Here is a 23809-nt window from a genome sequence, read left to right as displayed (position 1 = left end):
AAATAGTTTACCTTTTTTAAGTTTATCTGTCAAGATTTTTATATCATTTAAAAAAATAAAAGCCAGTATTACTACTGACTCTTACATTATATCGATTTAATAGGATAAACTTATGCTTCTGGCTTCGTCTCAATTGACTCACTACCTTTTAACAAAGCAAGTAATTTTTCTGCCCCTGTCATGATGTCATTATTATCCATGGTTTGCAGGCTCAAGTTACCTCGTAAACTAGCCAGGGTTTCAGTCGCAGTAGCTTTCAGACTAGCATCCGTTACTTTATCAAGTAAAGCTTCTACTTCTTTGAGTTTAGCTTCTACTTTTGCAGTCTCTACTTGATGGACTTCTGGCTCTTCTGTAGTATCTTCAGCTTCTTCCTCTGTCTCGTCTTCATCAGTGCTCGGTTTATAAAGATTATCTGCTGAAGGATTTAAACCAGCGTGATTCTCTTTTTCATCAGATTCAGAGCGAGTTGGCTCACTTACTTCATCATGTTCCTTATTTTCATCAGGTTTACCGTCTTGGTCTGCCTTATTTTTACGAACATGGTCGCTAGCATTACCCCAACCATTATCTGAATGAGGACGTTGGTCCGGATGTTCAACGTAGTATTTTACAGTCGCAAATAAATCTTCTAAGGTATAACCCTCAGGTGCCTTATAGAGTCCTTCGTCAAACCATGCAAACTTAAGATTATGATAGTGATCAAAGTGAGGAATGATAAAGTAACCATTCTGTACAGCTACAGTATACTGTAAATGATTTGGTATTTTTTCTAATGGTACCTTGTTCTCAGCTGTTACGCGGTTATAGATAGCTTCTGTCCCTGTTGCCTCTGGTTTTGCTTCAGTAGAATTTGGAGCTTGTAAGCCTTTTTCTTTAGCATAAGCCTGAGCTGCTGCCCTTTCAGCTTCAGATAAGCTGTCTTTTTTAATCCAGTGGCTATGGTTCAAGTGTGGAGTGACGTAGGCATTTCCTGCATCACTTTCAATATCATGTTCGTCAAAAATGTAGCCATCTGAGGTTGTATATTTACCTGCTAATTTCGCTAATTTAATTTCATCGTTTGTATAGGCAATTTGAGCATTTGGTTTGCCAAGGCGTTCTGGGTGAGTAATTGGTGCTAAGAATGCCAATAAATCATCTACCAATTTTACTTTATTATTAGAAGATTCATTATTCAAGCGTTCTGCTAATTTGTCTAAGGCTTGGAAATCAACAGCACGCCCCTTATTTTCAGACAAGGCTTTATGAGCCTGGGTTAACAGATTATAAGCTTTATCATAAAATTCTTTGTCACGAGAAGAGACGTTTTCTTTCTTCGCAACTAGAGCATGTGTCTCTTGAGTTTTATTAGACAAGAGATTTTCAATAGCATCAATCTTATCCTTAGCCAAGTCTTTAGCAAAAACATAGTGACTGACACCAGCAATTTCCACAACATAGCCTTTCCCAACTTTTCTAACAACCTGTTCTACTGCAAAATTAGTTTGTTTTTTCTCAGTTGACGGTTGAGCTTGCGGTTTTGGTGCTGGTTTCAAATAATGCATTCCTGGCACGACTGCACCATTTTGCCCTTTTAACAGAATCATGCTTGCAATCCTCTGCTCTAAATCAGACATTTGTGAATAAGGGATAAAGTGATAATGATTTCCGTGAGGCACAGCAACACCATTTGCTGTACGATCTGTTATTTGTGCTGGGTCGAATACCAAGCCATCCGATTCCACATGGCGTTCTGATAAGGGTTTGGCATACAATTCACGTAAAAGGCTTGAAATATCTTCCCCTTGATTCTGATGATAAGTTGGAGTGACAGTCAGATTGTGGTTCTCTGATAAGCTTGGTTGAGCTGGATTTGCATTATGACTAGAACTTGAAGAAGAACGAGATCCCTGCTTCCCATTCCAATAGGCTTGGGCAGCAGCCAATTCTCCTGCAGACAAAGCGCCTTTTGGTATATAGTGGAAATGATTGCCATGCGGTACAATAAAAGCGTCTCCTGTATCTTCAATCACATCTGACGGACTAAAGACATACCCATCATCCGTTGTATAGGCGCCTCCAGCTGAGCTATTCGGTGCCGGCGTATTGAGATTAAAGTTTGGTTTAATGGTTGAACTTAGTTTATCTGTACTGCTTGGTTTCGTATTGTCAGAATGACTTTGAACTGGCTGACCTCCAATTGGTAGATTTCGAGCCAATTTTTCTTCCAAAGCAGACATTTGCGAATAAGGAATGAAATGGAAATGATCCCCGTGAGGAACTGCCACACCATTTGCAGTACGTTTTATAATCTGTGCTGGGTCAAATACTAATCCATCAGACTCCACATGACGTTGGCTAAGTGGCAAAGCGTACAATTCTTGAAGGAGACTAGCTAAATCCTCACTTTGACTTTCAGAATCAGTTGCAGGATTTTGAGGTGTCTCAGATTGACTCCTTCTCACACTAGATCTTGTTTCTCCCCTGCTAGAACGATATTCAACCGTACTTAATTGACCGCCTTTTCCAGATAAGAAGGCTTGGGCAGCAGCTAATTCACTGGCAGACAAGTCACTCTTAGGAATATAGTGGAAGTGATTGCCATGAGGAACGATATAGGCATCACCCGTATCTTCTATAATATCAGAGGCATTAAAGATATAACCATCATCCGTTGTATAACGTCCTTGGGCTCTGGCTGCAGCAACAGCATTATCTGTACTTGAATTATGATTATGACTGTGTTCCTGCTTCTGACGTTTAATCTCTTCTTTTGTCCGAATATTGTCCGCATGGGCCGCATCTTTAAGGTAAACATAGTATTTACCGTTTACCTTAATGACATAGCCACCCTTGATTTCATTGACAATGTCTGCATCCTTCAACTGATAATTAGGATCTTTCATCAGCAGTTCTTCACTGATAATAGCATCATAAGGAACCTTCCCATTATAGTAATGATAATGGTCTCCATGAGAGGTCACATAACCTTGATCCGTAATCTTGATAACAATTTGTTCGGCGTTGATTCCCTCTCTCTTACTGACTTCATCGGGTGTCAAATTTTCTGCCTTTTGACCAGCCTGATCACCGTCTATATAAGCAACTCGATTAGACTCTTTCTTAGCCTGACCAGCTTGGTACCGTCCAAGCTCATAGGAACAAACACTTAGGGCAAGGACTGCCACTGAACCTGCTACATATTTTTTATTGATTTTCATTCTTTCCTCACTTTAATTCTTCTGCTAAAACACTTATATTTTCTTCAAGATTTTCTAAATAGGTCTTGTCATTTTGTGGGTCTGCCTCTAAAGGATTCAGAGTTTTAAGACCCACACCTGTTGATTTGACAAGAGTTTCAGCTACTTTTGAAGAAGCATTACTTTCTGTAAAAATCGTTTTAACCTTATAGGTCTTAACAAATTCCTGAATTTCTGTTAGTTGTCGTGGACTTGGTTCTTGTTCAGGAGAGATACCTGCAATACCGAGTTGATTGAGTCCAAATCGCTTAGCTAGATAAGAAAAGGCTGTATGTTGTGTTACAAATGTTTTCTGAGTCGCTTTTTCAAATTTAGGCTGGAATTTCTTAGTCAATTCTTGAGCTTTTTTGATAAAATCTTGCGCATTTTTTTGATAAGTTTCTTTATGTTCACTATCCACCTCTGAAAGTTTATCAGCGATAATTTGCGCTTCTTCGCCAGCTTTTTCAGGATCTAGCCAAGTGTGAGGGTCATAGAGCGTTTTTTCATCGACTCCATCCCCTGCTTCCACATCTTCTAGCCCTGGGACGCGGTCTAAAGTCATTCCCTCTGAAGCCTCTAAGACCTTCACTTTAGATTTTTTTAGATTGGGATCTAAACTTCCTGCCCAAGATTCGAGCGTATGAGAATGGTAAACAAAGACATCCGCGTCATAGATGGCCGCGATGTCATTTGCTGAAGGTTCAAAGGAGTGAATTCCACTACTTGACTGAATCATCCGAACATCATTCAAGTCACCAGATACTTCCTTAACCATAGCGTAGATAGGATAAAAACTGGTCACAATTTTCATCCCCTTTCCTGTCTGACTTTCCTTTTGACTACAGGCTCCTAGCAATAAAAGAAAGACACTTAACAAGACTAAAAATAAATTTTGTTTCTTCATGAACAACTCCTTAACCATTTAATTAACTAGTAAACATTCTACTCCTAAAAATTTAATCTGTCAAGATATTTTTAGAAAAAATTTGAAATTTCTTTCACATATAAAAATCTGCTGAGTTTCAACAACTCAACAGACTTTTACTTTATTCTTCTATGGTAGAATGCTTATAACCATAAGTGAAGTAAATAATACTTCCTACTAACAATGCAACTAGGAAAGCAATCCAGGTTTCCATATTATACTGTAACATAAAGGATAAACAAATGATGATTGATAAAATCGGTAACAGAGGTACCAGTGGTGTTTTAAATTCCCCAGCTTTGGGCATTCCTTTTTCTTTCCGTAAGCGAATCAGACCGTAAGCTAGCATAATCAAGTAGGCTAAGGTACAAATATTTAAGAAGGCTGCGATACTGGCTAGTGGGAATATTCCTGCTGCTACTGCTGAAGCTAGCCCCGTTAAGATAGTAGCATTCTTTGGTACCTTGCTAGTCTTCGTTAGTTCTTTAAAGGCAGCAGGCATCAAGCCGTCACGTGCTAAACTGTAAATCATACGCGATAGGGCATAGGTCATCGAAATACAAACTGTAATCAAGGTCAAGATAGCCACTAATGACACATAGTTGGCTGCCCAACTAATCCCAACACTACGAAGGGCAAAGGCAACGGCATCATCGACATTTAGATGACTATAGTGAACCACACCAGTCAAGACAAGCGTCACCAAGGCATAAAGAATGGTTACGATAGAAAGCGATAAGACAATCCCTCTAGGAATATTTTTTTGAGGAGTCTTGACCTCATCTACAGCCATTGAGATGGATTCAAATCCCAAAAATCCAAAGAACATCAAGGATGCACCAGCCATAATACCAGTACTAGCACCATAGATTTGTCCAAAACCGTAAGGAGCAAAATTGCTCCAATTATCAAGCTTAATATTCCAAATTCCTACTAAAACAAAGAGAGCTAAAGCGGAGAATTTCAGAATGACTAGAATCGAATTAAAGCGTAAGGCTGCCTTGGCATTTAGTAAAACAAGCGAAGTCACCAAGACCAAGACAAGAATAGGCAATAAATCAACAAATGTCCCTGCTTGAGGATTAAAGGTACCATTTAAAGCATGAGGAAGAGCTATCCCATATTGAGAGAGCAATCCTTTAAAATAAGCTGCCCAACCCGAAGCCACACCAGATATGGCTGTCATGAACTCCATCATGGTTAACCAGCCAGCCAACCAAGCTGGAAATTCTCCTAAAATAGCATAGAGATAACTGTAGGCACCACCTGTAGCGGGTACTCGTGAAGCAAATTCTGCAAAAAAGAGGGCTGATAATCCTACACACAAGGCAGAAATGACGATTGAAATCACTAGGGCTGGACCAGCAAGTGTGGCAGCTGCAGTACCTGTAATTGTAAAGATGCCTGTCCCTACCATGGCTCCGATACCCAGCAAAATCAAATCCCATAACTTCAAATGCCTGTGCATCTCCGTTTTATCCAAACTTACATTCTTTGTTCTAAATATATTCATCTTTTTCTCCAAAATAAACTGATGATTCTATTTTACCATAAATATAGGGGATTTGTGAATATTTATAAAATGTTTTTCTAAAAAAATCTGACTACATCTTGTAATCAGATTTTATCTATTCTAGTTCATTTCTTTAAAGGCCGCTTCTGCATCTGCGTTGCTGATAACACCAAATTGAATCTTTCCAATCTTTCCTTGACTATCAATTAGGTATTCTGTAGGAATGCTTCGAATTTGATAAGCTTGGAAGGTTGTGGCCTTGGTATCATAAAGAACTGGGATATCCTTATATCCTTGTTCCTGGAACCATTGTGGGAATTGCTCGACAGTTTTTTCACCTTGAATTCCTGGTGCAATGACACTAAGAATTTCGAAATCGCGATCTGGTTTCGCCGCTAGTTCCATCAACTCAGGCATACTTTTCTTACATGGACCACACCATGAAGCCCAAAACTTCAAGTAAACCTTTTTACCCTTAAAATCAGATAACTTAACTTCTTTGCCATCCATGGATTGTAAGGTAAAGTCTGGAGCCTCTTTTCCAACAGCGATTTGTTGTACAGTCGTTTCTTGTTTTGGCTGTTGTGGGGCTTGAGTCTTTTTAGTCTCTTCCTCACCACAGGCCATCAATACAACTAATGACAAGAGGCTTAAGCCAGCAAACATTACTTTTTTCATTTGTTCTCCTTTATTCAAAAATTCCAGCTAGAACATTTACTTGTCCTAGTATTAACAAAATTCCCATTAAAATAATGAGGAAACCACCAATTTTCTTCAGTAGCATCATATGACGTTTGATTTTACTAAAATAAGGCATGACTACACCTGAAGCTAGAGCCAAAATCAAGAAAGGAATGGCCATCCCCAGAGTGTAAATCAAGGTATAAATAGCTCCTTGCCAAGCACCATTGCCTCCAGAAGCCGCAAGAGCTAAAACAGAACTCAAAACTGGACCGATACAAGGTGTCCAACCAAAGCTAAAGGTAATACCGAGTAAAAAGGCTGACCAATAACGATTGGCTTCTGATTTCTTAAAAGTAAAGCTTTTTTGAACCTCTAATTTCTTAAAATGAAAAATTTCCATCTGGTGAAGACCCAAAATGATAATAATAGCTCCCATGACATATCGAAACCAATTTGCATAGAGAATATGACCAAAGTAACCTGCACCAAAGCCTAGAATAAAGAAAATGAGAGAGATACCTGCGATAAAGCAAAGTGTTCGAATCAAACCGGACCAAAGAACCTTTCTCCCAAACAAGGAAAAACTTTTTGCGCTTTCCTGATCATCCAATAAAATCCCAGCATAAACTGGCAGAAGTGGAAAAATACAAGGAGAAAAAAAGGATAAAACACCTGCTAGAAAAACAGAGATTGAAAATACTAGCGTTTCCAATAAAGAACCAACTTTCTTAAGATTTCTAATCCTATTTTACTATATTCAATTTAATTTGTATGCTTTCTGCTACGCAAAATCGTATCGGCACTACTGGACCAATCTTTTCTTTTGCTAGTCAAGGCGGATCTTGTCCCCAAAATAGCCAAAAAGCAACGACAAGGGTTACTCGTCGCTGCTTTTGTGAACGGAAATGTCTTTTAGGTCTGACATTTCATAACTCATGTTTTACTTGAGTTTGGCAAGGATTGCTTTAAGCTCCTCTACTAGTTTAGCTTCTGTCTCTGCTGAGCCATTTTCTTCTTTCACGAAATCAAGGGTTTCTTGGAGAAGTTTTTTGGCTTTGGCAAGGACTTTTTTATCCGCTTTTTCTGCATCTAGCTGTCCAAGAACTTTTGTCAATTCCGTGCTTAATTGCTGGATTTCTGACTCTTTCTTACGACGAACTAACCAGAAGGCAATCACACCTAGGAGAGCAAGTAGACTGACTACAATCACTCCTGCTGGAACTGAGTTTGTTTCAGTCATTTTATCTGAATCCTTACTATCTTCCGTTCCTTGTTTGGCATCTTTCTTGTCCTGTGCAGGCTTGCTGTCGCTAGCATTTGCTTTCACATCTTTGAGAGAGTCCAAGGCAGCCTTCACAGACTCTACTGCAGTACGTAGACCTTGCTCTGTCAAGGCACTATCTTCCAGAGCTTTTTGAGCATCTAGGAGAACCGCCTTGGCTGCATCGATTTTCGGATCAGATACTGTTGCCAAAGCTTTCAAGCGTTGGTCTAACTCTTGAGTCAAGGCACGAAGTTCAGACTTGTCAACTTGCTCTTGAGCTGGAGCTTGCGTGTTCGTTGAGCTAGCCGAAGCGCTTGCTGCCGCTCTAGGTGCTTGAGTCGGAGCTGAACTCGGAGCTGGGGCAGGACTTGCAGATTGACCCGGAGCTGTTGGTTGAGACGGTTGTGGAGCTGGCTCAGATGGAGCTGTTGGAGTCTCTGTGCCTCCTTGGTCTGGCTGAGTAGGTTCCTCAGTAGAATGTGAAGGAATTTGAATATCTCTCAAACCATCTTTCGCCTCTTGAAGTTTCTTCATTGCAGATTTTAATTTTTCGATTTCATCACTGACAGCTTGAGAAGTCGCATTCTGATCCTCAATTACTCGAGTAGCTGACGCAATCTCGTTCAAGGCTTCTTGCTTAGCTGTTTTATAAGCACTCGCTGTACTTGTTGTTTTACCTACAGTCGGATCTGCTTTACTAGTCAATCCTTCTAGCTCTGACTTAGCTTGTATCAAGCTTGATTTATCTGCTTGTTCTCTTAAAACTGCATTTGCTGCATCTAGCTTAGCTTTTACTCGTTGAACAGCTGTTTGGGCGCTCTGAGCATCCTCTGCTGTTGCGTCTGAGCCTTGAGATACGACTCGTAATGCTTCTGTTTTAGCTGTGTTTAACTCATTGCTAAATTCATTAAACTTAGTTTCATATTCTTTAACACTATTTGGAGTCTTATTTTGAAGATTAGCTTTCACTAAAGCATCAGCACTATTTTTTAGTGTCTTGAGAGCATCAGACGTAGCTGCTGTCTTCAAATTACTTTCGGCTGTGGTAAGAGCTGTTTTCTTATTGCCAACAGCTCTTAAAGCATCACTGACAGCTTGAGAAGTCGCATTCTGATCCTCAATTACTCGAGTAGCTGACGCAATCTCGTTCAAGGCTTCTTGCTTAGCTGTTTTATAAGCACTCGCTGTACTTGTTGTTTTACCTACAGTCGGATCTGCTTTACTAGTCAATCCTTCTAGCTCTGACTTAGCTTGTATCAAAGGTTGCTTGTCTACCGGCGCTGTTGCCTTAATACTATTTGCTGAAAAGTCCGTCTTCAATCCTTCGTAATATGTAGTATTTGTTCCCTTATGAACATACGCCACTACAAGTCTAAGATTATCCGTTCCTATTCCTTTTGTTTGATCACTGTATTTAGGAGGAACAAAATCAAAGCTCCCATCTGTCTTTACTGGGGCTTCCGCAACAACATGATAACCATCTGCCTCTGGTAAGAAACTATAAGGATTTTGCCGTCCTCCGGTTACTAAATAAGCTTTTAACTCAGCATCAGATGGAAGATTGTTAGGCTCCGCCTTTGTGCCAATAGTACCAGAAACTACTGGTTTCTCATTAGATTTTCCTTCTAAATCTTGACTAGTTGTTGTAAATCTTGGGGTAGGGAGAGGACGAGCAATACTTACTGTGGTATGTTGACTATGACCTGCGCTATCTGTAGCTGTGACAACGATATTAGATAAACCATGTTTATTTCCAGGAATACGACCTGTTAAATCTACATATCCCCTTGATCCTATAGTTTTCAAACTTGACTTCGTCAATCCCAAGCCATCTAGTCCTTGCACATCGATATTTGTAATAGTACGACCACTTAGAGACTCAGCTATCAATCGAACATTATTCCCGACCGCTTCTCCCGTCAGTACTGGTACGACTTTATTAGTAGAATACTGAGGGTCAGAGGTTCTTCCAGTAGCTAATCCCACCCTCAAACTTGACGTTTCCCTAGAATGTCTTAGATTTCCATCTAAATTAGCCGCTTCTCCCTGCTGAAGTTGACTAGCCTTTCTATACTCTTCAAGTGCCGCATTAAAAATCTCCTGATCAACAAGTCCAGTTTCCGATATTCCCAATGCTGCATTGAATTTTTCGTATGCTTCATTGAGTTTTTGGACTTGTTCTTGATTTCCAGCACTGTTCTTGAGATTTTGAAGAAGCTTGTGTATATCATCTGATAGAGAGTAACTTCCTTCACCATTTATATAACTTGTACTGCTTGCAACACTTTTCTCTTCCTGATTCTCTACACTTCTATCTTGAGATTGAGCTAATTTGCTTCGGCGACCTATGGATACTGTTTCCTCTTCCAACTCTGGTTGTACTTCTTTTTTATCTTTTTCTTCCTCAAACACGGGAGATGATTCGCCAGATACAGGTTTAACTACACCATCAACTTTTTCGTCACCTGTATTCTCTACTGTTGACTTAGCTTTTCCTTCACCATCTTTAGCTTGGCTGTCTTGCTCTTTTCTCTCTGTCGCTTGAGTGTTTGGTTTAGCTCCTTCTTGTTCTACGTTAAGATTTTGATTGCTTGTATCTGATGGCGGTAAGACAGATGGATTCCCAGTGTTGCCATTTCCATCCTGACTGACCACTTCTGTATTTGCTTCCGCCGCCTGAACTTCTGTCGCTGGATTAGCCACAAAAAAGACAGACCCTAGCAAGACTGAGGCTGCTCCGATTGAAAACTTGCGTATAGAAAAGCGTTGGCGCTCATTCATTTTAAACTGTTTCATAGTTTTTCCTTTCTTTCTACCCTGTCTTTGCTCCTCTAGCCATGTTCATGCAGGCATCAACTCGCAATAAAAACAGGAAAGCATGACCTTTTCTCATCTTGAACAAATGACAAAAAGCCCATTGTTTACTAACACTTAATTATATCAACTTAGTTCCCTTCCCTCAACCTCACTTTGTTTTAGAAAATCGATAATTATATATATATATATATATGCATGTTGCTTATTTTAAAGGATTTAGAGGCTCCTTATTTGTAAATTTAGTATATTTTTCATTATTTTCAGAAATTTTAAATTTATATGACATTCAAACGAAGCTGTTCGTCTTGCTATCTATCGCCAGAAAGACCTATCCTAGACTCAGCAAATAAAAAAACAGGCTCTCCGAAAAATCAGAAATCCTGAGATATTATTTGATATAACTCCTTAACCAAATCACTTGATGTAGGCTCTCCCAGCTTTGTCGAGTAGCAGAGGTAGACTAACCATGACAAAAATTAGCCATAGCGAGACTCGTAAAAGCTCAGATAAATATAGGAAAGAAGCAAAGAGAAAGGCCGTTAGCAAAATCATACCCAAAGTCTCTCCAAAATTCCTGCAAATAAATAGAAGCCAAAGGAGAGACTAAAGCAAAAACGCTTGCCTGTCTTTTAGTACAAAAAGCACACCTTGACTAGATGATTTTCCTGACCGTTAGTGCTGATTTTACAACAATGCCTCAAACTCAGCCACAGTCATTCCCAATTGCTGACTGGCAACCTCAGAAGTCAAAAGACCTTGACGGACTAGATTTAGTAGCATGGACAAACTTCCTTCGACTTTCCCACGCTCCAGTCCCTGTTCAAGACCCTCTGCACGACCACGTTCAAGTCCACGCTCTAAACCTTTTTCCTCAGCTTGTTTCCAAAGCATAGTCCTGTGCTAACAAGGCTTGTTCTTCGCGCATACGTAGTTGACTAAACATTTTCCTGTCCTCCTCGGACCAGCTCTTGTAGTCCAGCAGTTGGTCTGCTTGGCTGATGGCTCGCTCTGGTTGTTGAGTAAAGGGCTTGTTCCCAAAAAACTCCAACCACGGCTTGCGAACCTCGTCTTTGCTGGTTTCTCTGTATTTTTTAGGTCTTATTTATGATCGTCTTTCAATAATTCTTCAAACTCAGAGACAGTCATGCCCAGTTGCTGACTGGCAACCTCAGAAGTTAGAATACCTTGACGGACTAGATTTAGTAGCATGGACAAACTTCCTTCGACTTTCCCACGCTCCAGTCCCTGTTCAAGACCCTCAGCTCGACCACGTTCAAGACCACGCTCTAAACCTTGTTCAATCCCCTCTGCACGACCGCGTTCAAGACCACGCTCTAAACCTTTTTCCTCTGCTTGTTCCAAGGCATAGTCCTGTGCTAATAATGCTTGTTCTTCTCGCATACGTAGTTGACTAAACATCTTCCTGTCCTCCTCGGACCAGCTCTTGTAGTCTAGCAGTTGGTCCGCCTGACTGATAGCTCGCTCTGGTTGTTGGGTAAAGGGTTTGTTCCCGAAAAACTCCAACCACGGTTTACGAACCTCGTCTTTGCTGGTTTCTCTGTATTTTCTTAATTCCAAGAACGCCATCTTGACTAGATGATGTTCCTGTCCATTATTGGTGATGGTTAAAACCTCACCTGTCATGTCCTCGCGCATACTAAAACTATGAAAAGCCAAGTCATCTGAGAAGTAGTTGCTATCTACAATTGCAATAGCATAAACTGGTGCGATGTGTTTATAGCTCTGGTGGGTATCACCTTCTCGCTGACGAATTTTTTCTAGGTTTTGATTGACCTGACTGCACAGATAAGCCCACAGGCGATTGATGAAAAAATTCTGATGATGGACTTGAATCTCAATGATAACTTGAGTGCCATTGTCCAACTCCGCCAAGACATCAATACTGGTATAGAAATCCTGTGCCGAGTACGGTAAGGAAGGCAAGACGTGAATGTTGCTTCCCTCCAAAATGGTCACATTTTTTGCTGGCAAGTCCAACATATCGCGAATAAATTGACAAGTGATTTCTGGATTGCTAAAGATTTTCTTAGCAACCAAGTCGTTGGTGGGGCTGATGCCCGGATGTCTGAGAATCATATTTCCTCTCCTTTCATTATAGCACATTTTTTAATCTAATTTGCTAGATTTGATGCTTCTATCTATTTATTCGGAAAAGAAAGTGAAAAGTTCAAACTTTCCTAACAAAAAAGATAGCTAATCTCTTTTCCATCAAGAAATTTAGCTATTCTTTTTAATTGTTTTCATATCGTATAATATTTACAGATTTCTCACTCATGTCTTGCCAACAACGCTTCAAACTCAGCGACGGTCATGCCTAATTGCTCACTCGCAACCTCAGGTGTTAGAAGACCTTGACGTACTAGATTTACTAAACCTACTTTTAATCCCTCTTCAATGCCTTCTTCTCGTCCTTGTTCACGACCCTCTGCACGACCACGTTCTAAGCCTTTTTCCTCAGCTTGTTCCAAGGCATAGTCCTGTGCTAACAAGGCTTGTTCTTCACGCATACGTAGTTGACTAAACATCTTCCTGTCCTCCTCGGACCAGCTCTTGTAGTCCAGCAGTTGGTCTGCTTGGCTGATGGCTCGCTCGGGTTCTTGGGTAAAGGGTTTGTTCCCGAAAAACTCTAACCATGGTTTGCGAATACTATCTTTGCTGGTTTCTCTATATTTTTTTAATTCCAAGAACGCCATCTTAACCAGATGATTTTCTTGTCCATTGTTTGTAATTGTTAAAGCCTCTCCCGTCGTATCCTCTCGCATGCTAAAACTATGAAAAGCCAAGTCATCTGAGAAGTAGTTACTATCCACGATTGCGATAGCGTATACTGGTGCGATATGTTTGTAACTCTGGTGAGTATTTCCTTCTTGCTGGCGGATTTTTTCAAGATTTTGATTGACCTGACTACACAGATATGCCCACAGGCGATTGATGAAAAAATTCTGATGGTGGACTTGGATTTCAATAATAACCTGGGTTCCATTATCTAGTTCAGCCAAGACATCTATGCTAGTATAGAAATCTTGGGCTGAATAAGGCAGAGAAGGTAGTACATGAATATTGCTTCCTTCCAAAATGGTTACATTTTTTGCTGGTAAGTCCAGCATATCGCGGATAAATTGACAAGTGATTTCTGGATTACTAAAGATTTTCTTAGCAACCAAGTCATTAGTCGGGCTAATGCCCGGATGTCTGAGAATCATATTTCCTCTCCTTTCATTATAGCACATTTTTAAATCTAATTTGCTAGATTTGATGCTTCTATCTATTTATTCGGAAAAGAAATTAAAAGTCTCCTAATTTTTAATCAATTCTTTCTAATGGATATAGAGAATAAAGGAAGCTTTCCAATTTCTAGTACCATTTTAGAAGTTGTAATGTACTATTCCAATCTCAAATTACTATAAAGTTGATTGAAACAAGAACAAGACAAACAATCCTCGTAAACGAATTGCAACCACAAAAAAAGCAAGCATTCACAAGAATACTTACCTATCATGGGAGGAACAACCGTTCCTCTTTTTTTTTACTACTAAAATTCAAAGAATTCCAATGCTTTTTTCAAAAGCAAATCCGTATATTCTGGATCTTCTTGGGCTACTTCTATTTCCCACTGAACTTTTTCCAAATCATCTGTAATCACTCCATCTACTCCTAAGTGAAGCGATTTGTTGATAGCTTCTGAATCATTGACAGTCCATACATAAAGTTTCTGATCTGTTGTCCATAGTTTGCTTACAAAATATTCATCCAAGGTCGAGTACTCCATAGTATATCCTGTCGCCCTTGTTTTAGGAAAGACAGAATTGTAGGGCATGATGAAATAAACTGGCAGTTCGGCATCATACTGTCTTACTTTTTCGACAACATGGTAGTCTAAAGATTGGATTTGATGTCCATAAATCTTGAGCTTTGCAGCATAACGAGCTAAAAAGCGGTCCATCATGTCTGGACTATCTTTTTTACTGGTTTTGATTTCAATTAGTAATTTTTGACCAAGTTCGTTGGCTCGACTGAGATAATCTTCAAAGCTTGAAATTTTAGTCTGGTAGCCATTTTCAAAAATATCAATCCCTTTAAGCTCCTCCAAGTTTAAGTCTTGAGGACTTTTATTGATACCTGCTAGATTTTTCAAGTTAGCATCATGCATCATGACAAACTGCCCATCTTTTGTTTCCTGCACGTCCGTCTCTACCAAGTCTGGTTTGAGTTGTGCTGTAGTTTCCAAGGACTCTACTGTATTTTGAATCCCATTTGCATTGGAAACCCCTCGGTGAGAAATAAGCTGAGGTAGATGAACCATGGGAGCCTCCAGATAAATATAACCTTCTAAGGCAAAGAAAAGACTAGCACAAGTCATGACTCCCCATCGCATGATGTGATCTTTTTCTCTCCTAGGAAGCATATCCAGCTCCTTTCCTGTCAAAAATGAAACAAATTTAACCAAAAAGTAAGTCAGAGCCATATAATAAAGATTTTTAATCACAACAAAATTCAAAATACCAAGAATCAGAGACTCTCTCTGAGTGATGTCATCTACCAAAGTTTGAGCCAATAACAAAGGAATCAAAGGAAGATAAAATAATAAATTTGCCTTGAGCAAGATATAAAATAAATTCCAAGCATAAAAAACAACTCTTTTCTTGGTTTTCTCCAAGCTAAACATCACTGCTTCTCGAACAGTCAGCTGATCATATACAATCTTCGGAAGGGCAAACATCAATCTGACAGAGACATAGAGAAAGATAAGAGATAGAAGTAGGATGCTCAGCCACCACATCCAATATTTATCTTCTAAATAATCTTGGATAAACTCTGGAATAACGATTTTATTGAGATAATAAATCTTCAGCATTTTCCGTATAAAAGGAAAAAGCATAGCTATATAGAAAAAGATAAACAAGGCTTTAGCGCAAGTTAGCTTTTTCATAAATCCAAAACTTTCATGGAAAACCTTGCGGATATACTCAATTAGCCTTCGCTTTTCATGATAGAGAAGATGACGAGCACCAATAAAGAGGAGTCCTATTTGAAAATAAGCAACCAGAAGGTTAATGATAATCAAGGCTAAAAAAGCTAGACTAATCAATGGAGAATGAGTGAGGATGGCTAAGACATTGTTATAGGAAATAAAAAGATAACCTGTCTGATCTAATAAGAAGCTAGCCAACCATGAATTGAATGGGACCCACAAATACTCCACTATCATAAAAATCAAGAAAAAGAGAAAGAGGATTTTATCAAGATTGAGATAAATCTGTTTAAAACCCAATTTTTTAGGTTTTTCAGGTTTCATAGGCACTCCTAGTCAAATAATTGAGACAAGTCCAAGCCACCAAAAGGATTGTTTGATAAGCTACTTTCCGTCTCTAACAATTCTCTAGCTTGATCTGATTCTAGGAAGTACTCGTAAACACGCGCCGTCATCCGAGCATCTTCTAAACTATTATGGGACTGTCCTTGAAATCCGAGAAATGAGGCAACGGTTTGCAATTTGAGATTGGCAATACCGTGTAAATCCGAACTGCGACGTTCAAAAGCTTCATCATACAGATCCACCTTGTACTGCTGGCTATAGTCTAAACCATGCTCTGCTAGAATAGGCAAATCACTTTTAGCAGCATTGTAGCCTACCATGGGTAAAGAACCCACAAACTCTTGGAAATCTTTGATAACTTTCTCCACTGGTGGAGCATCTTTTAGAGTCTCAGCTGTAATCCCTGTCAATCCATTGATAAAACTCTTTAGAGGCACACTAGTATGAACATAGGAATCATAGGCGTCGATTTCCTGACCATCTCTAAAACGCACTGCCGATACTTGAATCAAGTGTGTTTGTCCTTCATGCTGATTAAATTCTAAGTCAAAAGCAATGTAATCTTCTAATCGTTCCATTATATACCTCTCCTATACTGTTATTTTATACTCTTCGAAAATCTCTTCAAACCGCGTCAGCTTCGCCTTGCCGTAGATATAGTTACTGACTTCGTCAGTTTCATCCGCAACCTCAAAAACATGTTTTGAGCTGACTTCGTCAGTCTTATCTACAACCTCAAAGCAGTGCTTTGAGCAGCCTGCGGCTAGCTTCCTAGTTTGCTCTTTGATTTTCATTGAGTATTAATTGAGCAACTATACTATTTAGAAATAAAAGAAGCCATCAGGTTAGCATTTAACCTAAACAGCTCCTTGATTATCCTCCAAATAAACGAGCAAAAAAGCCTTTCTTAGTTGATTGGACTTCTTCTTTTGCTTGGTCCAGCTCTAGCTTAAGATTTTCTTGATCCTTCATGGCTTGAAGGGTCAATTGTTGCTGCTGATCGAGTTGTTTGTCTTTCTCAGCAATCTGACGGTCTTTGATACGCATCTGCTCGTCTTTTTCTGATAACTGACGATCCTTGGCTTTTAATTGTTCATAAAGACGAAGAATTTCTGCATTCTTCTCATCAACTAGAATCTCCATCAGCTCACGTTGCTTGACATCTTCACTGACAGGCTCATCTTCAAAAATCGTTTTTTTATAGATTTCTTCTAGCTTAATCAAGCCACTTCTGGTAACGACTGTTACCCCTTTGTCATTTTTGTCTGTGTCTTCTTCTGGTAATTCTTTGACACGGTTATTGATTGCTTGGCGAGATAATCCTAAGACCTCTGCAATCTCACTGACGGTCATTTCAATACTCATAATATCCTCTGAAACGTTTTCTAGCTTTTCTTTATTTAAATCTTATCATAAGCTAGAAAAACTGTCAAATTTCCACTTAATCTAAAGCCTTCAAAAAGGCTAATAAGACTTGGGCAGAGCGACGTCCAGCTTCGATAATAAACTCATCAAAAGAGATGTTTGCTTCATGGTTGGCATTGTCACTCATAGCTCGGATGACTAAAACTGGAAGATTAAGGGCATGCGCTGCCTGAGCAATAGCTGCCCCCTCCATCTCAACAGCCAAAACTTCTGGGAAATGGGACTTAATCGTTTCTATCTTATCATTTCCTGCGACAAAACTATCTCCTGTAGCAATCAAACCAAGATGCCAGTTTTGATCCAATTGAGATAAACTCTCTTGGATTTTGGCAACAAAGGTTTTGTCTGATTCAAAATAAAGCGGTTGTTGCGCCATTTGTCCATAAGCATAACCAAACGCTGTGACATCCACATCATGATAGGCTAATTTGTCAGCAATCACGACATCCCCAACAGCGATACCTTCTGCTACTGCCCCAGCTGAACCCGTATTAATAAGAGCATCCACTTGAAAATGATCAGCCAAAATCGCCACACTCATAGCAGACATGACCTTACCAATTCCACTTTCTACAAGAACGACTTCATGCGAGGCAATGGTTCCTGTATGATAAGTATTCCCCAAAACAACTTGCTCCTGGGCATTGTCTAAATGCTGGACCAAATAAGCTAGTTCTTCTGGCATAGCTGCAATAATTCCTATTTTCATTTCAATTCCTTTTCTATTACAAAAGTTTCATTGCTAAGACAAGCAAAATCAAGAGAAAGATGACTGCAAATAAAATCTTATTCAACTTAGAATTGAAGACATTTCTCTTAGTATTTTCAATGCGACGACTTTTATGAATAGATGGTTCGACCTGAATCTTCAAGGTTTCCTGGCTAAAGCCATGATCCTTAGGATTGGCATAGCCAAAACGGGAAGAAGAGGTTGGTAAAATCTTAGTCTCCTCATTATCATCTAGCAAAGGAGGACCTGAAATTTTTTCGCCTCTATTAGCTCTTTCAATCATTTCATCCGTTAATAAAGGTTTACCCATACTGACCTCCTCTATTTTTTGTGCAATTCCCAATACTGAACAGCCATAATTGTCTTGGCATCACAAATATGACCTGATTGGATTAATTCCTTAGCTTCTTCTAAGCTCACTTCAAGGACTTCTAAGGTTTCATCCTCATCCTGCGGACGCGGATTTTCCACTTTTGTCAAATCACTGGCTAGGTATAGTTTTAACTTTTCATTACAAAAGCCAATGGCTGAGTAAAAATCATATAAGAGTTCTAATTTCCCTGTATAGGCTGTTTCTTCCTCTAATTCACGAAGAGCAGCTGCTACAGGGTCTGTATTTTCTCCTACTTCTAATTTTCCGGCTGGAATTTCGTAAGAGACAGCCTCGATGGCCTTGCGGTACTGCTTGACCAAGATGAGTTTTTGCTCATCGGTTACAGCTAAAACACAGACAGCTCCATTGTGGAAAATCAAATCACGTTTTGCAGTTCCCTTGCCTTCTGGCAATTCAACCTGATCTTGGACCAGTTTAAATATTGGTCCTTGATAGATTTCTTTTCTGCTAAGTGTTTTTTCTTCAAATTCCATGACAGACTCCTACTGATTATTAGGATGATGAGGGAGGCGAGTCGCATATTCATCTTTGTTGACCTGACGACCACGACCAATAGCAATAGCATCTGCTGGCACGTCTTTGGTAATAGTTGAACCAGCACCAACGAGGGAATTGTCACCTAACTCAACTGGCGCAATAATGGTTGAATTTGAACCAACAAAGACATTGTTGCCAATGACTGTCTTGTATTTGTTTTTGCCGTCATAGTTGACTGTAATGGTTCCTGCACCAAAATTAACCTTGCTACCCACTTCACAGTTTCCGATATAAGTCAAATGACCAGCCTTGGTATTCTCGCCGATTGAAGACCCTTTAACCTCAACAAAATTTCCAATATGTGCTTGGCTAGCGATACTTGAACCTGGACGAATGTGGGCATAAGGTCCGACAGTTACGCCGTCTGCAACATTGCTTTCCTCAATCATAGAATTGGTAATGACCGCTCCTGCTCCTATAGTGCTGTCCACTACATAAGTACCGTTTGTCAAAACAGTCTCAGCACCAATTTTCGTTTGCCCTTTCAAGGTAACATTGGCTTCGATTTGAACTTCAGAAGCAATCTCAACATCAATATCAATATAAGTTACTTCTGGATTGACAAAGCTAACCCCATTGACCATGTGTTGATGATTGATGCGACGACGCATAACTGACTCAGCTGTCGCAAGAGCCACACGGTCATTTACCCCAAGACTCTCATCAAAATCTTTCAAAGTATAAGCACCAACTTTTTCACCAGCTTCACGGAAAATACCGATGACGTCTGTAATATAATATTCACCTTGAGCATTGTTGGTATTGATATTTTTCAAAGCCTCAAACAAACGCTCGTTGTCAAAGACATATGTTCCAGTGTTGATTTCCTTGATTTGTTTTTCAAAATCTGTGGCATCCTTCTGCTCAACGATGCGAAGAACCTCAGCATTGTCATTACGAACAATTCGTCCATAGCCAAAAGGATTATCCGTTTCAGCAGTCAAGATAGTCGCCACATTTTTATGATTGATGTGGAAATCAATCAAGTTTTTCAAGCTTTCACCAGTGATTAACGGAGTATCTCCTGCGATGACCAAGGTGTGCCCTGACAAACCTTCTAAGATAGGCTCTGTCATCATAACTGCATGGCCAGTCCCTAACTGTTCAGATTGAGTCACAAATTCTGTCTGTCCATCCAAGACCTGTTCAACCAATTCTGCCTTATGTCCTACAACTGTTACTGTCTTTTCAGGTTGGATAGCTCCCACACTACGGAAAACATGTTCCAACATAGAAATACCCGCAACCTTGTGCAAAACTTTTGGCAAATCAGATTTCATGCGAGTCCCTTTACCCGCTGCTAAAATAATGGCAAAATTTGACATAATCTTCTCTTTTCTCTAGAAATTCCCTTTTATTATACCATATTTCAAATCATTCCGCGCTCTTGAATGAAAAAATGCTCCAAAGTCCTTTCCTTAACCCATTTTTTTTGATTTTTTTTCATTTTTAGGGTAAAATTATGAGATATGAGAAAACAAATTCATCCACTTATTTTATTTGGTTTTTTTGGGATCATAATTTTCATTTTAATCATCAATCGCCCACTTAATGACAACCAATCCTTTAAAACAAAATCCAACATAGCGCAGATTGAAGCACAGGCTTTGAAACACTTAGACAAACCGATTATTGACCTCTCTGGCTGGCAGCGTCCTGAGGAAATCAACTACGATGCCCTCTCACAAAATATTTCAGGCGCTATTGTTCGTGCTCATAGTGGTGCTCAAACGACAAAAGAAAATGATGCTTCCTTTATCAATGGAATAGACAAGGCCTATAAGAGTCATATCACTGAACTTCAAAAACGGAATGTCCCAGTTGGGGTCTACGCTTATGTAGCTGGAAAAAGTGTCCAAGAAATGGAAAAAGCCGCTGAGGTTTTCTACAATGCTGCCTCTCCTTACAGCCCTAGTTACTATTGGCTAGACGTAGAAGACAAAACCATGTCCAATATGAACGAGGGTGTTGAAGCCTTTCGAGCAAAACTGGCATCACTAGGTGCTAAAAACATCGGAATCTACGTTGGGGTCTACTTCATGGAAGAACACAGTATTGATACAGGCAAGTTTACCTCTGTTTGGATTCCGTCCTACGGCTCAGACTCAGGATTTTTGGAAAGCAGTCCTAAAACTGATTTAGATTATGATATTCACCAATACACATCTAAAGGGAAAATTGCCGGCTTTGACCACAATTTGGATATCAACGTCATCTCTCCCTTAAAAAACAAAGAAGAAACCTTTCGAAAACTCTTTTTAAAACCTTAAAAGCATTTGTTTAGCATTTGCTTTTTCTTTTTGTGTTTGATTGTGATACAATATAGTAAGGATTTTTTGAAATAGAAATAGTTGGAGGAAGTATATGCTCTCATGGTTAGTGCGCATTATTAAAGGGATTGTGATTGCTCTTGGATTTATCTTACCGGGAATTTCCGGAGGGGTTCTAGCAGCAATCTTAGGCATTTACGAACGAATGATTGGCTTTCTGGCCCATCCTTTTAAAGACTTTAAAGAAAATGTTTTGTACTTTATTCCAGTTGCCATCGGTATGCTTCTGGGAATCGGCTTATTTTCCTACCCAATTGAATACCTGCTTGAAAATTATCAGGTCTTTGTCTTATGGAGCTTTGCGGGTGCCATCATTGGTACAGTTCCTAGCCTCCTCAAGGAATCAACTCGAGAATCTGATCGAGACAAGATTGATTTAGCTTGGTTCTGGACAACCTTTATCATTTCTGGACTAGGACTCTATGCCTTAAATTTTGTCGTTGGAACCTTAAGTGCTAGCTTTCTTAATTTCGTCCTAGCAGGTGCACTGCTGGCTCTTGGCGTATTGGTTCCTGGCCTCAGTCCATCAAATCTACTTTTGATTTTGGGTCTCTATGCTCCCATGTTGACTGGTTTTAAAACCTTTGACCTCTTGGGAACCTTCTTCCCGATTGGAATTGGTGCAGGTGCAACTCTCATCGTTTTTTCAAAATTGATGGATTATGCCTTAAACAACTACCACTCACGCGTCTATCATTTCATCATCGGAATCGTCCTATCAAGCACCCTTTTGATCTTGATTCCAAATGCAGGAAACGCTGAAAGTATCCAATACACAGATCTTTCTCTTGTTGGGTATGTCATCATCGCCTTCTTCTTTGCTCTAGGAATCTGGCTTGGTATTTGGATGAGCCAATTGGAGGATAAATATAAATAATGGCAAAAAAAGTGAAAATCAAAAAAACATTGGTGGAACAAATCCTGTCTAAAGCAGGTATCCCACATCAGGGCATTCAAATCAATGCCCTAGAAGGAGAGCTGCCTCAAGGTTATGAACGAGATTGGATTTTCAAAACCTTGGCTCTTTTGGGAGATAAAACAGGACCAATTATTGGAATTGTCCCTATCACCCAACACTTGTCGGAAAAGAAACTAGCCAAAATTTCTGGCAACAAAAAAGTGAGCATGATTCCACAAAAGGACTTGGAAAAAACAACTGGTTACATTCATGGAGCAAATAATCCTGTCGGAATTCGTCAGAAACACAATTATCCCATTTTTATCGATAAAATTGCTCTAGACTTGGATCAAATGATTGTCTCTGCTGGCGAAGTTGGTCACAGCATTATCGTTGCTCCACAAGACTTGGCTAGCTTTGTAAAGGCAGACTTTGTAGATATTTTGGAGGACAGCAAGTAATGAAACTCTACTTTGTCCGCCACGGTCGTACTGTCTGGAACCAAGAAGGTCGTTTTCAAGGTGCTAGTGGAGATTCTCCCCTTCTTCCTGAATCCATTGAAACCCTAAAACGACTAGGCCAGTATCTCAAGGATGTTCCTTTTAATCAGATTTATTCAAGTGATTTACCTCGAGCGGTCAAATCTGCTGAGATTATCCAAAGTCAACTCAAGACGCCCTGTTCTTTAGAAAGTGTCCCTAATATTCGTGAATGGCAACTTGGGAAGTTGGAAGGTTTGAAAATTGCAACCTTGGAAGCTATTTACCCGCAACAAATCAAAGCTTTCCGATCTAATCTTGCTCAATTTGACACTCAAATGTTTGGAGCCGAATCCCTCTATAGCACCACGCAACGGACCATCCAATTTATCAAATCATTAAAAGATAGTCCAGCTGAGCGTATTCTAATTGTCGGTCACGGTGCCAATCTTACTGCCAGTCTTCGTACTCTTCTAGGTTATAAAGAACCACTTCTTCGTAAATATGGCGGTCTAGCAAATGCCAGCCTGACCATTCTAGAAACCCATGATTTTGAAACATTCACTCTCGATACTTGGAATGATACTTCTTATCAATCATAATTATAGCCTAGCCTTCTGAACTAGAACAATAGGAGATATAGTCAGTTGAAACAAAAATAAGACAAAAGAGCCTCGTAAAAAGGTATTGCAACTTGCCAATACCTTTTTGATATGAACACGTGTCTTCTCAACAGGATTGTAAAGCAAAATGAAATAAGAACTGAATAATGTGATTTGAGAATTTAAATCAATTTATAAGAATGTTTTAGAAGCAGTGATGTACTATTTCAGATTCACTTTTCTATACTAATACTCTTCGAAAATCTCTTCAAACCGCGTCAACGTCGCCTTGCCGTATATATGTTACTGACTTCGTCAGTTCTATCTGCAACCTCAAAACAGTGTTTTGAGCTGACTTCGTCAGTTCTATCTACAACCTCAAAGCAGTGCTTTGAGCAACTTGCGGCTAGTTTCCTAGTTTGCTCTTTGATTTTCATTGAGTATAAGATGAGTAGGGAGGAAGAGGTAAAAGTTTATGCCCAAACTCTTCACATAAGAACTCTAGCTTACCCATTCTATGGAATCTTACATTATCCATTAAAACTTCCAGACTCATACTCTTCTAAAATCTATTCAAACCATGTCAGCTTCACATTATATATGTTAGTGACCTCATAAGTTTTATCTGCAACCTCAAAGCTGTTCTTTG

General features: G+C 39.5%; 21 protein-coding genes and 3 pseudogenes. 4 read left to right on the top strand and 20 right to left on the bottom strand.

The window, feature by feature from the left end:
* Positions 1 to 110: 110 nt before the first annotated feature.
* From HT679_RS00890 to glmU, 18 genes and pseudogenes are all read right to left on the bottom strand, one after another.
* Positions 111 to 3203, bottom strand: a complete 3093-nt coding sequence (locus HT679_RS00890; protein ID WP_173212357.1) for a pneumococcal-type histidine triad protein — start codon at positions 3201 to 3203, stop codon at positions 111 to 113.
* Positions 3204 to 3210: 7 nt separating this feature from the next.
* Positions 3211 to 4128 (bottom strand): zinc-binding lipoprotein AdcAII, encoded by a 918-nt coding sequence (adcAII, locus tag HT679_RS00885; RefSeq protein WP_138704499.1) that lies wholly within the window; start codon positions 4126 to 4128, stop codon positions 3211 to 3213.
* A gap of 142 nt (positions 4129 to 4270) precedes the next feature.
* A complete protein-coding gene (locus HT679_RS00880) occupies positions 4271 to 5662 on the bottom strand; it encodes an amino acid permease (RefSeq protein ID WP_138704500.1) in 1392 nt (463 codons plus the stop codon).
* A 120-nt stretch (positions 5663 to 5782) separates the two neighbouring features.
* On the bottom strand, positions 5783 to 6340 hold the full coding sequence (gene sdbB / locus HT679_RS00875) for a thiol-disulfide oxidoreductase-associated lipoprotein SdbB (protein ID WP_173212355.1): 558 nt from the start codon (positions 6338 to 6340) through the stop codon (positions 5783 to 5785).
* A 10-nt stretch (positions 6341 to 6350) separates the two neighbouring features.
* Positions 6351 to 7058, bottom strand: coding sequence for a thiol-disulfide oxidoreductase-associated membrane protein CcdA2 (ccdA2, locus tag HT679_RS00870; protein WP_173212353.1), 708 nt, complete (start codon positions 7056 to 7058; stop codon positions 6351 to 6353).
* Positions 7059 to 7286: 228 nt separating this feature from the next.
* On the bottom strand, positions 7287 to 7703 hold the full coding sequence (locus tag HT679_RS00865) for a transmembrane domain-containing protein (protein ID WP_050261658.1): 417 nt from the start codon (positions 7701 to 7703) through the stop codon (positions 7287 to 7289).
* Positions 7704 to 8144: 441 nt separating this feature from the next.
* A pseudogene (locus tag HT679_RS11630) lies at positions 8145 to 10391 on the bottom strand (YSIRK-type signal peptide-containing protein); the annotation flags it as partial.
* 720 nt (positions 10392 to 11111) lie between these two features.
* A pseudogene (locus HT679_RS00855) lies at positions 11112 to 11520 on the bottom strand (hypothetical protein); the annotation flags it as partial.
* Between the two features lie 5 nt (positions 11521 to 11525).
* The gene (locus HT679_RS00850; RefSeq protein ID WP_138704505.1) at positions 11526 to 12524 is read right to left on the bottom strand and encodes an Rpn family recombination-promoting nuclease/putative transposase; all 999 of its coding nucleotides are present in this window, start codon (positions 12522 to 12524) and stop codon (positions 11526 to 11528) included.
* A 191-nt stretch (positions 12525 to 12715) separates the two neighbouring features.
* Positions 12716 to 13651, bottom strand: coding sequence for an Rpn family recombination-promoting nuclease/putative transposase (locus HT679_RS00845; protein ID WP_138704506.1), 936 nt, complete (start codon positions 13649 to 13651; stop codon positions 12716 to 12718).
* A gap of 329 nt (positions 13652 to 13980) precedes the next feature.
* Positions 13981 to 15744, bottom strand: coding sequence for a glycerophosphodiester phosphodiesterase (locus HT679_RS00840; protein WP_171039255.1), 1764 nt, complete (start codon positions 15742 to 15744; stop codon positions 13981 to 13983).
* A gap of 8 nt (positions 15745 to 15752) precedes the next feature.
* Positions 15753 to 16343, bottom strand: coding sequence for a 3'-5' exonuclease (locus tag HT679_RS00835; protein ID WP_138704508.1), 591 nt, complete (start codon positions 16341 to 16343; stop codon positions 15753 to 15755).
* A gap of 12 nt (positions 16344 to 16355) precedes the next feature.
* Positions 16356 to 16559, bottom strand: a complete 204-nt coding sequence (locus HT679_RS00830) for a hypothetical protein (RefSeq protein WP_138704509.1) — start codon at positions 16557 to 16559, stop codon at positions 16356 to 16358.
* A 79-nt stretch (positions 16560 to 16638) separates the two neighbouring features.
* Positions 16639 to 17130, bottom strand: a complete 492-nt coding sequence (rocS, locus tag HT679_RS00825) for a chromosome segregation protein RocS (protein ID WP_000021242.1) — start codon at positions 17128 to 17130, stop codon at positions 16639 to 16641.
* A 76-nt stretch (positions 17131 to 17206) separates the two neighbouring features.
* Entirely contained in the window at positions 17207 to 17899 is a 693-nt protein-coding gene (locus tag HT679_RS00820; RefSeq protein WP_138704510.1) for a 5'-methylthioadenosine/adenosylhomocysteine nucleosidase, read from the bottom strand.
* Positions 17900 to 17915: 16 nt separating this feature from the next.
* On the bottom strand, positions 17916 to 18230 hold the full coding sequence (gene macP / locus HT679_RS00815) for a cell wall synthase accessory phosphoprotein MacP (RefSeq protein WP_000517865.1): 315 nt from the start codon (positions 18228 to 18230) through the stop codon (positions 17916 to 17918).
* Between the two features lie 11 nt (positions 18231 to 18241).
* The gene (locus HT679_RS00810; RefSeq protein WP_138704511.1) at positions 18242 to 18787 is read right to left on the bottom strand and encodes an NUDIX hydrolase; all 546 of its coding nucleotides are present in this window, start codon (positions 18785 to 18787) and stop codon (positions 18242 to 18244) included.
* Between the two features lie 9 nt (positions 18788 to 18796).
* Positions 18797 to 20176, bottom strand: coding sequence for a bifunctional UDP-N-acetylglucosamine diphosphorylase/glucosamine-1-phosphate N-acetyltransferase GlmU (gene glmU, locus HT679_RS00805; RefSeq protein WP_138704512.1), 1380 nt, complete (start codon positions 20174 to 20176; stop codon positions 18797 to 18799).
* Between the two features lie 144 nt (positions 20177 to 20320).
* Here glmU and HT679_RS00800 point away from each other — a divergent pair, with 144 nt between their 5' ends.
* The 4 genes from HT679_RS00800 to HT679_RS00785 all read left to right on the top strand — a co-directional run bounded on the left by HT679_RS00800 (position 20321) and on the right by HT679_RS00785 (position 23160).
* Entirely contained in the window at positions 20321 to 21121 is an 801-nt protein-coding gene (locus tag HT679_RS00800; RefSeq protein WP_173212351.1) for a glycoside hydrolase family 25 protein, read from the top strand.
* A 94-nt stretch (positions 21122 to 21215) separates the two neighbouring features.
* The gene (locus HT679_RS00795; RefSeq protein WP_138704514.1) at positions 21216 to 22058 is read left to right on the top strand and encodes a DUF368 domain-containing protein; all 843 of its coding nucleotides are present in this window, start codon (positions 21216 to 21218) and stop codon (positions 22056 to 22058) included.
* Complete coding sequence (locus HT679_RS00790; protein ID WP_138704515.1) at positions 22058 to 22540, top strand: aminoacyl-tRNA deacylase; 483 nt, start codon at positions 22058 to 22060, stop codon at positions 22538 to 22540. The genes HT679_RS00795 and HT679_RS00790 overlap by 1 nt, the downstream gene beginning before the upstream one ends.
* The gene (locus HT679_RS00785) at positions 22540 to 23160 is read left to right on the top strand and encodes a histidine phosphatase family protein (RefSeq protein WP_138704516.1); all 621 of its coding nucleotides are present in this window, start codon (positions 22540 to 22542) and stop codon (positions 23158 to 23160) included. The genes HT679_RS00790 and HT679_RS00785 overlap by 1 nt, the downstream gene beginning before the upstream one ends.
* Before the next feature lie 278 nt (positions 23161 to 23438).
* On the opposite strand, the gene HT679_RS11205 is transcribed toward HT679_RS00785, so the two are convergent.
* Positions 23439 to 23597 carry a hypothetical protein gene (locus HT679_RS11205; protein WP_237701464.1) on the bottom strand — a complete coding sequence of 53 codons (159 nt, stop codon included), beginning with the start codon at positions 23595 to 23597 and terminating at the stop codon, positions 23439 to 23441.
* Between the two features lie 11 nt (positions 23598 to 23608).
* Positions 23609 to 23704: pseudogene (locus tag HT679_RS00775) on the bottom strand (IS630 family transposase); the annotation flags it as partial.
* Positions 23705 to 23809: the final 105 nt, after the last annotated feature.

Origin of the sequence: Streptococcus sp. 4886, assembly GCF_013276485.1 — a bacterium.
Classification (GTDB): domain Bacteria; phylum Bacillota; class Bacilli; order Lactobacillales; family Streptococcaceae; genus Streptococcus.
Note: the sequence above shows the minus strand (reverse complement) of the source record. Positions and strands in the feature narration are given on the sequence as shown.